General features: G+C 55.7%; 16 protein-coding genes. 7 read left to right on the top strand and 9 right to left on the bottom strand.

The window, feature by feature from the left end; translation table 11 throughout:
• Nucleotide 1 precedes the first annotated feature (1 nt).
• The 5 genes from narJ to BMY44_RS10915 all read left to right on the top strand — a co-directional run bounded on the left by narJ (nt 2) and on the right by BMY44_RS10915 (nt 3,453).
• Nucleotides 2–709 carry a nitrate reductase molybdenum cofactor assembly chaperone gene (narJ, locus tag BMY44_RS10935; protein ID WP_089993930.1) on the top strand — a complete coding sequence of 236 codons (708 nt, stop codon included), beginning with the start codon at nt 2–4 and terminating at the stop codon, nt 707–709.
• Nucleotides 710–721: 12 nt separating this feature from the next.
• Nucleotides 722–1,465 (top strand): respiratory nitrate reductase subunit gamma, encoded by a 744-nt coding sequence (gene narI / locus BMY44_RS10930; RefSeq protein ID WP_089993928.1) that lies wholly within the window; start codon nt 722–724, stop codon nt 1,463–1,465.
• Nucleotides 1,466–1,470: 5 nt separating this feature from the next.
• A complete protein-coding gene (locus BMY44_RS10925; protein WP_089993926.1) occupies nt 1,471–2,268 on the top strand; it encodes a peptidylprolyl isomerase in 798 nt (265 codons plus the stop codon).
• Nucleotides 2,269–2,284: 16 nt separating this feature from the next.
• Nucleotides 2,285–2,848 (top strand): hemerythrin domain-containing protein, encoded by a 564-nt coding sequence (locus BMY44_RS10920; protein ID WP_089993924.1) that lies wholly within the window; start codon nt 2,285–2,287, stop codon nt 2,846–2,848.
• 80 nt (nt 2,849–2,928) lie between these two features.
• Nucleotides 2,929–3,453, top strand: coding sequence for a DUF2478 domain-containing protein (locus BMY44_RS10915; protein ID WP_089993922.1), 525 nt, complete (start codon nt 2,929–2,931; stop codon nt 3,451–3,453).
• Between the two features lie 23 nt (nt 3,454–3,476).
• On the opposite strand, the gene BMY44_RS10910 is transcribed toward BMY44_RS10915, so the two are convergent.
• The 7 genes from BMY44_RS10910 to BMY44_RS10880 form a co-directional block, all read right to left on the bottom strand.
• Complete coding sequence (locus BMY44_RS10910; protein WP_089993919.1) at nt 3,477–4,622, bottom strand: iron-containing alcohol dehydrogenase; 1,146 nt, start codon at nt 4,620–4,622, stop codon at nt 3,477–3,479.
• Between the two features lie 4 nt (nt 4,623–4,626).
• On the bottom strand, nt 4,627–5,994 hold the full coding sequence (locus tag BMY44_RS10905; protein ID WP_089993916.1) for an aldehyde dehydrogenase family protein: 1,368 nt from the start codon (nt 5,992–5,994) through the stop codon (nt 4,627–4,629).
• A 3-nt stretch (nt 5,995–5,997) separates the two neighbouring features.
• Nucleotides 5,998–7,362: a glutamine synthetase family protein gene (locus BMY44_RS10900; protein ID WP_089993913.1), complete on the bottom strand. Its 1,365-nt coding sequence runs from the start codon at nt 7,360–7,362 to the stop codon at nt 5,998–6,000.
• Nucleotides 7,363–7,431: 69 nt separating this feature from the next.
• Nucleotides 7,432–8,469, bottom strand: a complete 1,038-nt coding sequence (locus tag BMY44_RS10895; protein ID WP_089993910.1) for a TRAP transporter substrate-binding protein — start codon at nt 8,467–8,469, stop codon at nt 7,432–7,434.
• A gap of 66 nt (nt 8,470–8,535) precedes the next feature.
• Complete coding sequence (locus BMY44_RS10890) at nt 8,536–9,861, bottom strand: TRAP transporter large permease (RefSeq protein WP_089993909.1); 1,326 nt, start codon at nt 9,859–9,861, stop codon at nt 8,536–8,538.
• The gene (locus BMY44_RS10885; RefSeq protein ID WP_242650530.1) at nt 9,861–10,382 is read right to left on the bottom strand and encodes a TRAP transporter small permease subunit; all 522 of its coding nucleotides are present in this window, start codon (nt 10,380–10,382) and stop codon (nt 9,861–9,863) included. Before BMY44_RS10885 ends, BMY44_RS10890 begins: the two co-directional genes overlap by 1 nt.
• The gene (locus BMY44_RS10880) at nt 10,370–11,140 is read right to left on the bottom strand and encodes an N-formylglutamate amidohydrolase (protein WP_089993904.1); all 771 of its coding nucleotides are present in this window, start codon (nt 11,138–11,140) and stop codon (nt 10,370–10,372) included. The genes BMY44_RS10885 and BMY44_RS10880 overlap by 13 nt, the downstream gene beginning before the upstream one ends.
• Before the next feature lie 120 nt (nt 11,141–11,260).
• Here BMY44_RS10880 and BMY44_RS10875 point away from each other — a divergent pair, with 120 nt between their 5' ends.
• Nucleotides 11,261–12,133: a MurR/RpiR family transcriptional regulator gene (locus BMY44_RS10875; protein ID WP_089994845.1), complete on the top strand. Its 873-nt coding sequence runs from the start codon at nt 11,261–11,263 to the stop codon at nt 12,131–12,133.
• 220 nt (nt 12,134–12,353) lie between these two features.
• Complete coding sequence (locus BMY44_RS10870) at nt 12,354–12,839, top strand: pyridoxamine 5'-phosphate oxidase family protein (protein WP_089993901.1); 486 nt, start codon at nt 12,354–12,356, stop codon at nt 12,837–12,839.
• Between the two features lie 51 nt (nt 12,840–12,890).
• Here the strand turns inward: BMY44_RS10870 and BMY44_RS10865 are convergent, their stop codons facing one another.
• Both BMY44_RS10865 and BMY44_RS10860 read right to left on the bottom strand, forming a co-directional pair.
• Nucleotides 12,891–13,358 (bottom strand): Hsp20 family protein, encoded by a 468-nt coding sequence (locus BMY44_RS10865; protein ID WP_089993898.1) that lies wholly within the window; start codon nt 13,356–13,358, stop codon nt 12,891–12,893.
• Between the two features lie 189 nt (nt 13,359–13,547).
• Entirely contained in the window at nt 13,548–14,363 is an 816-nt protein-coding gene (locus tag BMY44_RS10860) for a trypsin-like serine peptidase (RefSeq protein WP_242650529.1), read from the bottom strand.
• Nucleotides 14,364–14,391: the final 28 nt, after the last annotated feature.

Here is a 14,391-nt window from a genome sequence, read left to right as displayed (position 1 = left end):
TATGGACCGCACACTCAAAGCCTTGTCGCTGATCCTCAGTTACCCGACGGGCGAGCTGCAGCATGCCATGCCCGAAATCAGAGCCGTACTGGCCTCGGACACGCGATTGACAGCAGCAGCACGTCGGGGATTGCGCCCGCTGGTGGAGGAGCTGGAAGGGCGCGACATCTATGACCTCGAAGAGCAATACGTGATGCTTTTCGACCGCTCGCGGACCTTGTCACTGAACCTGTTCGAACACGTTCACGGCGAAAGCCGGGATCGTGGCGGCGCAATGGTGTCGTTGGTGGAAACCTACCGTGCAGGGGGCTTTGATCCGGTTACTTCCGAATTGCCGGATCACCTTCCTGTGCTTCTCGAATTCCTGGCCACGCGTTCCCAAACTGAGGCTCAGGAAACGTTGGCGGATGCAGCCCATATTTTTGAGGTTCTCGTGACACGTCTTGCACGCCGCGAAAGCCCCTATGGCGCTGTGTTCGCCGCGCTGACGCAGTTAGCAGCCGTCAGGGTGGATAGCGACGCGGTCGCAGACATGTTGGCAGAGCCTGATGATGATCCAACGGATCTCGATGCACTGGATAAAGTCTGGGAAGAAAGCGAAGTGCTCTTCGGACCAGATCCGAATGCCGGTTGTCCACAGGTGCGGGACATGCTTGCGCGAATGGACACACCCATCAACCCCGCAGCCGCACCGCACGCTGCAGAATAGGGAGAAAGCAGAATGTTAATCGATATCGACTTCTTCATCTTTGGTATCATGCCCTATATCGCGCTGACGGTGCTGATCGTGGGGTGCATCGCCCGCTACGAACGTGATCCGTTCACATGGAAATCGTCGTCCAGCCAGCTCTTGCGGCGCAAGCAGCTTTTCTGGGGATCGGTCCTGTTCCATGTCGGGATCATCACGGTATTTGGTGGGCATCTTATCGGATTGTTCACGCCTGTCTGGCTGCTTGACGCCTTCGGCATCCCTTACGCCTTGAAGCAATGGATGGCCGTCCTGCTGGGTGGTGTCGCAGGAATTGCCGCCCTGATCGGGGCAACGCTCCTGATCCACCGGCGTGTCAGCGATCCCCGTATCTGGAAACACACAAGTTTCGCGGATATTAGCATTCTGGTTCTGATCTGGCTCCAGCTTCTGATCGGCTTGGGAACGATCCTGCTGACGCTTCAACACATGGACGGCGAGGAAATGGTTCGGTTCATGACGTGGTCACAAAGTGTCGTGCTTCTCAGATTGAATGCATGGGCGATGGTTGTGGATGTGCATTGGCTTTACAAGGCGCATATCTTCCTTGGTCTGCTGATCACGATCCTTTTCCCGTTCACGCGTTTGGTTCACATGGTGTCGGGCTTTGCTGCACCGTTCCGGTACCTCCTGCGACCCGGATATCAACTGGTGCGCTCGCGGCGGCAAAAAGCCTTGCCCGCCCGGTCGACACCCAAACCAACACCGGCGGAGTGAAGAACATGCAGTCTGCACTATTTCCAGAACTCGTCGTCAACGGTGAACAGGTGCCCCATGCGTTAATCGCTGCTGAAACGCAAAATCAGGACGCACCCAAAGGCAAGCCAGGAATCGCGTGGCGCAAGGCCGCAAACGCAGTCGCGATCCGAACGCTGTTGCTTCAGCAGGCACGAGACAAGGCGATCAAGGCCGATCCGCAAGAGGTCGGCCCGGGCCGTTTTGAAACAGAAGAGGAGGCCCTGATCCGCACGGTCCTGGAGCTTGAGATCGACGTGCAACAGCCAAGCGAAACGGACGTAAAAAGCGAGTGGGAAAAAGATCCCGGCCGGTTTCGCACCCCACCTTTGTGGGAGGTGTCCCACATCCTCTGCGCCTGCGATCCAAGAGACACGGCAAAGCGTGAACAGGCGCTGGCCCGGGCAAACGGTATTTGCCGCAAACTCGAAAGCGATCCGAAAGGCTTTGCCGCACTTGCCGCACGGGAAAGCGACTGTGGCTCAAAATCGTCTGGCGGCGTGCTCGGTCAACTCGGTCCGGGCGATACGGTGCCGGAATTCGAAACAGCGCTGCGACATCTGTCAGAAGGGCAGGTTACGAACCCGCCGATCCTGACCCGCCACGGCTATCACGTGATCCGGCTGGATGCGCTGGCAGTTGGGCAAGTCCTGCCGTTCGAAGCCGTAAAAGACAAAATTGCGCTGGCGATGGAAAAGGCCGCATGGGCGCGTCAGTCACGTGCTTTCATTGATCGGCTGGTGGCGGCGTCGGATATCAAAGGGGCTGATTTCAGAATGGTCTGATCGAAAGGAGCGGGTCATGAGCACGGACGACGGAAGACGTTTGGTGGCGGCCAGAGGCCAAAATGCTCGCGCGGCAATCCCGCATAATCCACTTGACCTGATTGCCGAAGACCACATGCGCGAAAGGGAAGTCTGTACCATGATCGACCGACTGGTCGCGGACCTTCCGATCGCCGACGAGGATCTGAAACAACTGAATACTTTTCTCAGAAAGCAGCTTCCTCAGCATCTCGCTGATGAGGAAACAGATCTCTTCCCGATGATGTTGTCGCGCTGTGAACCCGAAGATGAAATCGACAAAGTGATTGACAGGCTTCTGTCCGACCACAGCCATGCAATCGCTGATGCACCAGCGGTCGCGGAAATCATTCAAAGCCGGGCAACGACGGTGGCGTCCTTTTCAGATGCAGACAAAAAAGACATGAAGAAATTTGCGCATCATTCGCGGCGCCACCTCATCCTTGAAAACGCTGTGATCCTGCCCATTGCAAGGGCGCGACTGACTGCAGGGGATTTGAAACAGATGATGAGGCACATGCTTGAACGGCGCGGTCTTAAACCGATGCCGGATGACGCGTAACGGAACAGAAACACCGCCCGCTGACGGTTTTGCCAACATCGGCAAAACGTCAGGGTTGATTTGAAGAAGGCCCGACAAAGATGAACATCGCATACACAATGGCGCAGGGCAGGGGCGGCATTGACACGCTACTCTTTGCGTTCGCACAAACGCTTGCAAAGGACGGCTACAGAACCTGCGGCACAGTTCAGATCAACACGGACAACGCAACCGGCCCATGCGATATGGACGTGCGGGTTTTGCCAAATGGCCCCGATCTGCGGATTTCACAGAACCTTGGGGCCGCATCGAAAGGTTGCAGGCTTGATCCCATGGTCCTTGAAGCGGCTGTCGGACTGGTGTCCCAAAGTTTGCAAACAGGTGCGGACATATTGATCGTCAATAAGTTCGGCAAACACGAAGCACACGGACGCGGCTTCCGGACCGTTATCGCCGACGCTCTCGAATTGGACGTGCCCGTTCTCATCGGCGTCAACGGGCTGAACCTCGATGCATTTAAGGCATTCGTCGGACCGGACGCGCTCTATCTCGAACCGCGCGATGCGATTTTACAGGGATGGTTCAGAAAGGCGCAGACGAAGGCACAAACGCTTCATACGGCCTGAAGAAACAGTTCAGGCGTGCAGGTCTATACTATCCGAAGCAGCAGTTCCCGCGTATTTTCAGGCGTCATTTTAATGGGGTTGCCGCCCGTGCTGGGATCGGCCAGCGCGCCTTGCACAATCCGGTCGATATCTGGATTTTCGATACCAAGGCCATCCAGCGTTGTTGGAATTCCAAGACTTGCGTTCAGATCGTCTACAAAGGCGCAGAACCCGTCAAAGCCGCCTTCGATACTAAGATAGCGCGCAGCCTGTTCCAAGCGGTCCAAGATTTCGGGTCTGTTGAATTGAAGCACAGCGGGCATGCAGACGGCGTTCGTTGTACCGTGGTGCGTATGATAAATTGCGCCAATCGGATGTGATAATGCATGGATCGCGCCCAATCCCTTTTGAAACGCAGTCGCGCCCATCGCCGCAGCAGACATCATGTGCGCGCGTGCCTCCAGATCGGTTCCGTCTGCATAAGCGCGCGGAAGATAGTCTTTGACAAGCCGCATGCCTTCAAGCGCGATACCCTGTGACATCGGATGGTAATGCGGAGAGCAGTACGCCTCGACGCAATGTGCAAACGCATCAAGCCCCGTTCCCGCCGTGATGGCTCTTGGCATCCCGACCGTCAATTCCGGGTCGCAGATCACGACTGACGGCAATATCTTCGGATGAAAGATAATCTTCTTTTCTGCCGTTTCAGAATTGGTGATGACTGATGCGCGACCGACTTCTGATCCGGTGCCGGCAGTGGTCGGGACAGCAACGATCGGGGCGATGGCCTCCGCGTCCGCGCGGGTCCACCAATCCCCGATATCCTCGAAATCCCACAGCGGGCGGGTCTGCCCCGCCAGAAAAGCAACCAGCTTGCCCAGATCAAGGCCGGAACCGCCGCCGAACGCAATCACACCATCATGCCCGCCATCCTTGAAAGCGCGCACACCCGCTTCGGCATTCTTCTCATTCGGATTCGGATCGACATCCGCGAATATTGCGTCACCAAGACCTGCGGCTTCCATCAGGTCGCGTGTTTTTGCAGTAATTGCCATGTCCTTCAGCCCGCGATCAGTCACTAACAGCGGCTTGCGGATTCCGGCCAGCGCGCAGGCTTCAGCGATTTCAGAAATGCGACCGGCACCAAAGCGTACAGCGGTGGGATAGGACCAGTTTGCAGTCGGCACCATGGGTTCAGCCTTTCTTCAAATGGTAGGATTTCGGGCGGGTCAGATTGTGATAGCCAATAATCGAAAGCCCGCCGCCACGTCCCGTGTCCTTGCATCCGGTCCAGCAAAGGCCGGGATCAAGATAGTCGGCACGGTTCATAAAGACAGTGCCTGTTTCGATCAAATCCGCGATCGCTTCGGCACGTATGACGTCGCGCGTCCAGACAGAAGCAGTCAGTCCATAGTCGCTGTCATTCATTAGTCCGACAGCCTCGGCATCATCCTTGACAGGCATGATCCCGACGACGGGACCAAAGCTTTCCTCGCGCATGATGCGCATATCGTGTGTCACATCAGTCAGGATTTGCGGCGACAGATACGCGCCACCATCGTCAGATTCGAAAGTCGGAATGTGTGGCTTGGCACCATCCGCGACAGCTTCAGCAATTTGCGAACGGACGGTATCGGCAAATCGCTTGTGCGCCATAGGACCAAGCGTGGTGTCCGGTTCAAGAGGATTGCCTAGCTTGTAGCCCTTTACGATGGAAACGGCCTTTGCAACAAAAGCGTCGAAATGTTGCGCGGCAACGTAGATGCGTTCGATCCCGCAGCAACACTGCCCGGAATTGAACATCGCCCCGTCAATCAAGGTTTCAGCGGCGGCATCAAGATCGGCATCGTCACACACATAACCGGGATCCTTTCCGCCCAGTTCCAGACCAATGCCCGTGAACGTGCCTGCGGCTGCCTGCTCTATGGCCTGACCACCCGAAACGGAACCAGTGAAATTGACGAACCCAAAAGATTTCGCAGCGATCAGTTCAGACGTCGTCTCGTGATCGAGAAAGACGTTCTGAAAAACATCTGTCGGTATCCCTGCACTATGAAACGCCGATGCCATGCGCTCACCGACAAGCGGGGTCTGGCTCGCGTGCTTAAGCATGACAGCGTTCCCGGCGATCAACGCAGGTGCAACAGTGTTGATCGCAGTCATATAGGGATAATTCCAAGGCGCGATGACCAGAACGACCCCATGCGGGACACGTTTGATGACACGCCGGAATGCGTCACTGTCTTCAACGACAATGTCGGCAAGCGCGTCTTCGGCGATTTTTGCCATATACGTTGCACGTTCGTTGAAGCCGCCAAATTCGCCGCCGTACCTGATTGGCCGACCCATCTGGTGGGCCAATTCGGGCACGATCTGATCGTTCATCTTTCCCACGTTCGCAACACCATCCATGACAAGCGCGATCCGCTCCGCAATCGGTCTTGCAGCCCATTGCGTTTGCGCGGCACGTGCCTTGGCGACAGCTGTGTGCGCGGCAGATGACGACAGGGTATCGCGTTCAGCAAAGACCGAACCATCAATCGGCGAAATACATCTGATCATCGTTCAGGCCCTTTCGAAGCCACGCGCAATTTCCCAATCGGTGACAATCCTGTCGAACTCTTCCTGCTCCCATTCGGCGCAGCGCGTATAGTGGTCAACGACCACATCGCCGAAAGCCTCTCGCAGGAATGACGAACCGCGCAGTGTGGTGGTCGCATCGCGCAGCGTTCTGGGAATATTCTGGGCCTTGGAATCCACGTAGACGTCACCTGTTGTCGGCGGGGCAAGTTCCATCTTGTCAGTGATCCCCTTCATTCCGGCGGCCAACATCGCGGCCTGTGCCAGATAGGGGTTTAGATCGGACCCGCCGATCCTGCATTCGACCCGCACGCCCTTCGTCCCGTCACCGCAAAGCCGAAAACCCGCAGTACGGTTGTCGACTGACCAGACCGTCTTGGTCGGGGCGAACGTTCCTTTCGCAAACCGCTTGTAGCTGTTGATGTAGGGAGCCAGAAAAAACGTGTAATCGGGCACATAAGCGATCACGCCGGCCATGTAGTGCTTCATCAGATCCGACATGCCCAAAGGATCATGCTTGTCATAGAAGGCCGGCTCTCCATCCTGCCAAAGCGATTGATGCACATGACTGGATGATCCGACCTTGTCGTGATGCCACTTGGGCAAAAAGCTTGCTGCCTGCCCATGCTGCCAGGCGATTTCCTTGATCGCGTGCTTGGCAATCGTGTGGTGGTCGGCGCAGGCCAACGCGTCGCAATAGCGTATATTCAGTTCTTCCTGACCGGTTTCTGCTTCGCCTTTGGAATTCTCGATGGGCAGTCCGGCATCAAACAGCAGGTTACGGATCGGGCGCATGACGCCTTCTTCCTTGGTGGTCTGCAGGATGTGATAATCCTCGTTATAGCCGCTGACAGGGACCAGTTCGCGAAAGCCCGCCTTGCGTATTTCGTCATAGGATTGCGCGAACAGGAAAAACTCCAGTTCGGTGGCCATCATCGCGTCATAGCCCATCGCGGCCAGCTTCTCGACCTGCACCTTGAGTATTTGGCGCGGCGCGTGAGGCACCGGTTCATGGGAGTGATGGTCAAGAATGTCGCAAAGCACCATCGCTGTGCCTTCAAGCCACGGCAGTACGCGGATCGTCGTCAGGTCGGGGGCCATGACATAATCGCCGTATCCCTTTTCCCAACTGGTCGCCGCGTACCCATCAGGTGTTGCCATTTCAAGATCGGTCGCCAACAGGTAATTGCAGCAATGCGTTTCCTTGAAAGCGCTCTCGATGAAATTGACCGCGTGAAACCGCTTGCCCATCAAGCGCCCCTGCATGTCTGGAAAACACGTCAAGACCGTATCGATCGATCCGTCTTTGACGGCCTTCTTCAATGCATCGAACGTCAGTATGCCACGCATGAGGCCACTCCTTCGTAGGGTCTGCAGGCGCCCCCGAAAAACGGGGACGCCTTGTTCACATTGTCGGACCTATTCAAAGTTATACGGCACGCCAGCTTGGTTGATGACGCCGTTGTACTCCTTGAAGATATTGACGATCTTCTGATGTACTTCGCCTTCCTGCGCGACCTCTTCCCAGAACTCTTTGGCTGCGGCTTCAACTTCCGCCCATTCACCCGGCGGAACAGAGCGAAGCTGCAACTTGTCGCCATTTGCGCGCAGCGCGGCTTCACCGCCCCAGTACCACTGGTTGCGATAGGTGTGCCCCGCCTCCGTGGCAGCCATGACGACGGACTTCAGATGATCGGGAAGTTCTGCCCAGCGTTCTTCGTTCACGAACCAAGATCCGATCCATGCACCCGAAATGTTGTTGGTCAGGAAGTAATCCGTCACGTCCGCCCACCCGACGGTGTAGTCCTCCGTGATGCCAGACCAGGCCATTCCGTCTAGCTCACCGGTCTGCACTGCGACCTCTGCGTCTTCGTATGGGATGTTCACCGGAACGACGCCGAATTTCGACAGGAAGCGACCCGCCGTCGGGAAAGTATACAATTTGAGACCATCAAGATCTGCAACGCTGGTGATTTCCTTCTTGGTGTTGAAGTTGCACGGATCCTGACCCGCGGCAGACAGCCATTTGACGCCCACCTTCGCATATTCCTCGTCCCAAATTTCGCGAAGCCCATACTGATTGAACAGAACTGGCACATCGAGGATGTGCTTGGTTGCAAACGGGAAATAGCCGCCGAATTGGCGCAGCGGGGTCGGGGAGGCCATCGAGTCATCATCCGAATGAACGCCGTCAATCGTACCGCGCTGTAGTGCCTGGAAAAGCTCTCCGGTCGGGACGATCTGGTCGGCATAGAAAAGTTCGACCTGAAGCTCGCCATTGGAATTGGCGTTGATGTAATCGATGACCGGTTTGGTCACATGTTCTCCCAAAGCGCCACCAGCATAGGTCTGGAAACGCCACGTGATGGCTGTCTGGGCTTTGACAATTGTCGGGCTGGCAAGCGTTGCAGCGCCACCAAGACCGGCAGTGGTTAGAAACTTACGTCTAGTCGTCATGATTCAGTCCTCTCTGTTAAAGCTCTACTCATCAAACGTCCCGCTTCCGGGATCTTATTTCCTTGGTTAATTTCCATAGACATAGCCGGGCAGCCACAAAGCGATTTCAGGAAACGCCATGATCGTGGCCAAGGCGACCGTCATTACCAGCACAAAGGGCAATATCGACCCGTAGATGTCGCGCAGCGAGATCTCGGGCGGTGCCATCGCGCGCATCAGAAACAGGTTATACCCGAAAGGCGGTGTCATATAGGCAATCTGGGTCGTGATCGTGTATAGCACACCATACCAGATCAGATCGAACCCCAGCGCAGCAACAAGCGGAACATAAAGCGGGGCAACAATGACCAGCATCGCAGTATCATCAAGGAATGTGCCCATGATGATGAAACTCAGCTGCATCAGGATCAGGATCATCCAAGGGCTCAGGCCCAACCGCTCTGTGAACAGGCTTTCAATGGCCTTGACCGCACCCAGGCCGTCAAAGACAGCACCGAATGCCAGAGCTGCAAGAATGATCCACATGAACATACAGGAAATGCCAAGTGTCATCCGCACGCTTGTTTCAAAAACCTCACGCGTCATGCGCCCCTTCAGGACAGCGGCGGCAAACGCCGCAAGCGCCCCGATCGCGGAACTCTCAACAAGCGATGTCCAGCCATTTACGAAAGGGACCATCATCGCGAAAAAGATGAACAGTGGCAGAAGACCCGCGCCCAAAAGCCTGAACTTCTCGCGCATCGGTATATCGCGTTCTTCAAGCGGCAACACAGGGCCAAGGGAGGGATTGATACGACACCGAACGACGATGTAAATCACGAACATCGCCGCCATCATCAACCCCGGGATGACACCTGCCAGCCACAACTGACCAACGGGCTGGCGCGCAATCATCGCGTAAAGAACAAGCACGACAGACGGCGGCACCAGAATGCCAAGGGACGATCCCGCCTGTATCACCCCCGTGACCATGCGCTTGTCGTACCCCCGTTTCAAAAGCTCCGGCAAGGCAATGGTCGCGCCGATCGCCATGCCGGCCACAGACAATCCGTTCATCGCCGAAATCAGGACCATCAGGCCGATCGTGCCAACGGCCAGACCGCCAGACAGCCCGCCCATCCAGACATGGAACATCTTGTAAAGATCATCGGCGATCCGCGATTCCGACAGGATGTAGCCCATGAAAATGAACATCGGCAGGGTCAGAAGCGGATACCATTTCATCAACTTGATCGCGGCGGCAAATCCCAAATCATAACCGCCCCGATCACCCCAAAGGAAAAAGGCAGCGACGACAGCCACGAAACCGATCGCGCCAAAGACACGTTGCCCCGTCAGAAGCATCAGCATCATGGTGGAAAACATGAGCGCGGCAATGACTTCATATGACATCAGAGCTTGGCCCCGACATCATGCCCCTTGATGCGCAGGATATCCTTGAAAAACTCGGAAACCGCCTGAAGCAACATCAGGAATATGCCAATCACCATGATCGACTTGATCGGCCAAAGGTATGGTCGCCAGACCGAAGAACTTCGCTCGCCACCATAGCTGAACGAATACATAAGGCTTTCCCAGCCACCCCACAGCAGAAAGCCAAGGTAGACGATCAGGAAAAGCACGGTCATCGCATCAACTTGCGCTTTGCGATGGTCGGACCACTCTCCGTAAAGCAGGTCCATGCGCACATTCGATCCCATCTGGATCGAATACGGACCTCCCAGCATGTAATAGGCCACCATCGCAAACTGCGCGACCTCAAGTGTCCAAAGGGACGGAACAAAAAACGTCTTCGAGATCGACGACCAGAGCAGGATACCCATCATCACGAATATCCCGTACATCATGATGCGCCCGACACGGTAGTTCATCGCATCAATCAAGTTGATATAGCGATACATCAGGCCTTGCATGCATCAGCCTCCACCATGGAAATCGCCTGCGTGACCCAAGCCGATAACATCCGCGCCATCTTCGTCTGTGTCTGGGCGTCGGCGATCAGATCATTTCTAATTTCCAGCATGACGTTAAGATGTGCGTCAGGCAGGGCGTGTTCGCGCAAGGTATGGGTCACGCCGTCGTCCGGGCCGTAGGGCTCATTCCGTCGCACGTCGCAATCGGTGTGGCCTCCCGCAACATCAAGCATCGCATCTGCAAGGCGTCGGTCCTTGTCATGCAGAACGCCAATCTCGACGTTGCGCGGCGTTCCAAAATAGATCGGCGTGAAGCTATGCACAGTCACAAGCACCGGCACGTCCTTCCCGCTGATGATTTTGGCAAGCGCCCTACGAAACGGATCATAGTATTTCGCAACGCGATCCGCCTTCTGGGTTGGTGTCAGGTTTGCATTCCCCGGCACATCGACCACCTCGCTGCGTTCAGGTATTGCGTCAGGTGCATCGGGCGGTCTGTTGCAATCATAGACTAGGCGGGAAATGCGGGACGCAACGAATGTCGCACTCATGGTCTCTGCCATCTTCATCGCGATCGCTCTTGCGCCAAGATCCCACGCAACGTGACTTTGCAATGCCGCGGTACTTAACCCAAGATCTTTGAATTCCTTGGGAATGTGGGCGCTGGCATGTTCGCAAACGACAATGACAGATGACTCTGCCTGCACATTCAGAACCTCGACCGAGGCCCCTTCCAAAAGGTGATCCGCATGATTCATAACTGCCCCCACAAGTGAAAATGGTCTTGCCAAGCAGGGCTTCTGTCAACAAAATTGTGAAAAATTTATCACAGCCACCCACCGCTTGATATATTTTTGGATAAAAACAAGGCAGCAACCATGTCTGACGAAAGCGATACGATCTCGGATCGGATACAGGGAAAGCTCGATGATCTGACCCGCGCTGAACGGCAGTTGGCCCTGTCGATCCTCGAAAACTATCCGGCCTCCGGTCTGGGACCACTCGCGGAACTTGCAGAGCGGGCCAACGTCTCGGTCCCAACTGTCGCACGGATGGTGCAGAAATTGGGGTACAACGGTTATCCTGAATTTCAGGCCGAACTGCGCGAGGAGTTGGGCGCGATTGCAAAGGGCCCGATTGCGAAACACGAAACCTGGGCAGGGGCCGCACCGTTAGAACATATTCTGAACCGTTTCACCGACGCGGTCATCGACAATATCCGCAACACACTTGCCCATATTGATCCCGACGCATTCGATGCGGCCTGTGCGCTGGTCGCTGATCAAAAGCGGCATCTTTATATCGTCGGGGGGCGGATAACACATACCCTTGCAGACTACCTGTTCATGCATATGCAGATGATCCGACCCAATCTGACGCACGTGCAGTCAACATCGAACGCGTGGCCGCATTATTTGCTGAACGCGGACGAAGGGGACGTTTTCGTTATTTTCGATGTCAGGCGATACGAGAATAACACGCTCAAGCTGGCGGAAATGGCACGCGCGCGCGGTGCGAAAATCGTTCTGTTCACAGATCAATGGCGGTCGCCAATCCATCGTCTGGCCGACGTCAGCCTGACAAGCCGGATCATCGTCCCCTCCGCCTGGGATTCGCTGGCAACAACAATGTTGCTGGTCGAAAGCATGATCTCTGCGGTCCAGACATTGAATTGGGACGACACGAAAGACCGTATGGAAGCACTTGAAGAAATCTTCGACAAGACAAAGCTTTTTCGCAAGTTCACCTAGGCCGACACACGCCGGGCCGGTTGGCCGTGCATACGACACACCTGATCCTGTCCAACGCAATTTCTGGCTTGTTTGCGACTTTCAAAACAGGTCGCTAAATCTGAATAAGATCCGGCCCAATTGCCCTTCAAACCTGCTTTTTCCTTGGGAACCAACGACACGCTCGGGCGTTGTTTTCATATGACTGATAAGATTGGTCGTAGAAAAAAGGCTGCTGGACATGAATCCTCAAGCGGAATTCTGGAATCGCCTTAACGATGTCGGGGCAGGGATGCTGGGTCTTTTGGCCGATAAGGACTTGATGCCAATTGCGCCAAGTCTGCGTGAAAAACACGATGGGTTCATCTGGTTTATCGTGACGCAAACGAACGCGATGGTGACAGGCGTGACGTTTGCTCCGCAATCAGGACTGTTCGTCGTCGCGGACTCCAAAAGCGGGCTTTACGCCAGCCTGATCGGCGAACTTTCCTTGCTGGACTGTCCTGACATCATCGAAGAATTATGGAGTCCTGTGACCGCCGGTTGGGTGCAGGACAGAAGCAATCGGGAGGCCTTGCGGCTACTGAGGTTCGCGCCGCGATCTGGCAACGCATGGTTTAACACCACCCAAGGTCTAAAATTTCTCTATGATATCGAACAGGAAAACCGGTTGGCAGGTGTGTCAAACGGCGGGGCGGTAAAGCTCGTATTCAAGAAGCCGAAATAGAAAAGAGCGCGCCGAAGCGCGCTCTTTGTGTGCGGAATGGTCCGCGCGGGATTAGTTGACAGATTTTGCTTCGACCAGATTGGCCTGCGCAGGTGCCGCACGCGTAATCTCGATCTGGCGTGGCTTCAGCGCCTCGGGCACTTCGCGTACAAGATCGATGTGCAGCATACCATCAACGTGGCTCGCACCGGTCACCTTAACATGATCGGCAAGGTGGAATCGGCGTTCAAACGCGCGCGTCGCGATGCCACGATGCAAGTAGGTGCGGTCCTGATCGTCTTCCGCCTTTTTCGCGGTCACGATAAGGCTGCGTTCCTTCAATTCGATGGCAAGGTCGTCATCGGAAAAGCCAGCGACGGCGATGGAAATACGCCAGGCATCATCTTCGACTTTTTCGATATTGTAAGGGGGATAGCTATTCTGGCTCATGTCGCTGGCAAGCGCACGGTCCATAAGGTCAGCAATTTGGTCAAAACCGACTGTCGCGCGGTAAAGCGGTGTCATATCAAAACGACGCATTTGGGTCATCCTTTCATCAAGCGATAACATATGTGACGCCTTCCCGGATGGGACAGGCAAAGTGCGGGAACCCATGATTGGCGCTCCCGTATCCCCTATTTGGGAATGGTATTTCAGGGTTTCAAGAGGCTGCAAAGCAGTCACGGCTCGAAAGCCAGGCCCATCAAAAAAGCTTTTGAAATAATGAGGTTATCGTCTGATAAACTTTGCGCCTGTTCCGTTGCGCTCTCCGATTGACATGATCCGCACCTCACCGGCAGGGGCCACCGTGCCTGATCGTGCAAAATGGGCCAAAAGCTCTTGAAGCGGTTCCTGCAGCGATGTCCCCAATGAAACCGGTTCGCCATCAAGGTTTGCCATCGCCGAAACGACTGATGCAATGCGACGCTCGCCGTCCTGCGTTATAAAGACAGGAGAGCCGCTTGATCCGGGCTCGACCGCACATGTCATGACAATGATCCCCTCCTGTCGGCCCTTCACGGAACACAGGTCCTGAAGGCTGGCCGCCTCAGAGCGGGATCGTCCGTAGGACACAACAAAAACCTCGTCACCGAAATCGGGGCGTGCGGCAATCGGGAATGGCTGAATGCGCGGACGGCGGATCGGGCGATCAAGCCGCAAGACTGCGATATCCATCGCAACGCGGTTCGGCTCCGTGACGCCGCCTTCGTGGCGATAGGCAGGATGTGCGATCAAGCGGGTCACACCGCGGGTTGCTTCGGCCCGCCCCGCGCGCAGTCCGGCATGAAATGTCAAACGATCCGCGTCGATCAGGCCGCCACTGCCGTCGTAAACGCAATGTGCGGCTGTCAGGATCAGGTCATCCTCGATCAAAGTTGCCGTGCAAAACCCCTTGTTGCGGATGTCGAGGCGGCCCACGGATTCCCAACCGCGCGCATCAACCCCACTTTCAAGGGACACCAATTCCGATGCGACCTCCTGCGCGGGCGCAGTGGTTGCAGCAAGGCCCAGGGCCAGTGAAACTGTCAAAAGCAAATGTCGCATCGTCAACCTCTTCATATGCCGGTTAACG

Source organism: Cognatiyoonia koreensis (assembly GCF_900109295.1).
Classification (GTDB): Bacteria; Pseudomonadota; Alphaproteobacteria; order Rhodobacterales; family Rhodobacteraceae; genus Cognatiyoonia; species Cognatiyoonia koreensis.
This window is presented reverse-complemented; position numbering and strand designations above follow the sequence as displayed.